Source organism: Streptomyces sp. NPDC047706 (assembly GCF_043204795.1).
GTDB lineage: Bacteria > Actinomycetota > Actinomycetes > Streptomycetales > Streptomycetaceae > Streptomyces.
In genome coordinates this window covers 1-1,119 of sequence record NZ_JBIDCW010000074.1, presented here as the reverse complement: position 1 = coordinate 1,119, position 1,119 = coordinate 1, and the positions used below count along the sequence as shown (strand labels likewise).

At 65.8% G+C, this 1,119-nt stretch carries 1 protein-coding gene; it reads left to right on the top strand.

Annotation, left to right across the window (positions count from 1 at the left end; translation table 11 throughout):
- Positions 1-1,080: IS256 family transposase (locus ACGF8A_RS34570; protein ID WP_393114810.1), on the top strand; the 1,080-nt coding region annotated here is incomplete at its 5' end.
- Positions 1,081-1,119: the final 39 nt, after the last annotated feature.

Sequence of the window (1,119 nt, the reverse complement as noted above, 5' to 3'; positions counted from 1 at the left end):
GAGAAGCATGACGCCGAGGGCCGGGGCAGCGGCAACAGCCGCAACGGGACCCGGGCGAAGACGGTGCTGACTGATGTCGGCCCGGTCGAGGTCAAGGTCCCCCGGGACGTGGCGGGTTCGTTCGAGCCGCAGATCGTCAAGAAGCGGCAGCGGCGCCTGTCCGGGGTGGACGAAATGGTGTTGTCGCTGTCCGCGAAGGGCCTGACGCACGGGGAGATCTCCGCACATCTGGCCGAGGTCTACGGCGCGAGCGTGTCCAAGGCAACCATCTCCACGATTACCGACAAGGTGATGGACGGGATGGCGGAATGGTCCAACCGCCCCCTGGACCGCGTCTATCCGGTGTTGTTCGTCGATGCGATCAACGTGAAGATCCGGGACGGGCAGGTGGCGAATCGCCCGGTCTACGTCGTCATGGCCGTGACCGCCGAGGGCCACCGCGACATCCTGGGGATCTGGGCAGGCGACGGCGGCGAGGGCGCGAAGTACTGGCTGAGCGTGTTCACGGACCTGAAGAACAGGGGAGTCGACGATGTCCTGATGCTGGTCTGCGACGGGCTCAAGGGCCTGCCGGAGGCCGTGGAGACCGTCTGGCCGCGAACGATTGTGCAGACCTGCGTCGTTCATCTGCTACGGAACAGCTTCCGGCACGCGGCCCGACAGGACTGGGACAAGATCGCCAAGGCGTTGAAGCCCGTCTACACGGCGCCGAACGAGGCCGCCGCGACCGAGCGGTTCAGCGAGTTCCAGCAGGACTGGGGGAAGAAGTACCCGGCGGTCATCAGGCTCTGGGAGAACGCCTGGGCCGAGTTCGTGCCCTTCCTCTCCTTCGACGTCGAGATCCGCAAGGTGATCTGCTCGACGAACGCCATCGAGTCCGTCAACGCCCGCATCCGCAAGGCCGTTCGCGCCCGCGGACACTTTCCCAACGAGGCCGCGGCCATGAAGTGCGTCTACATGGCCCTCATGTCGCTGGACCCGACCGGCAAGGGCCGCAAGCGGTGGACCATGCGCTGGAAAGCACCCCTGAACGCCTTCCAGATCGCCTTCGAAGGCCGGCTCACCCCGGCCGCCAACTGACCCCTACAAAAACTGGATCAGCCGTCTACTGGACACACC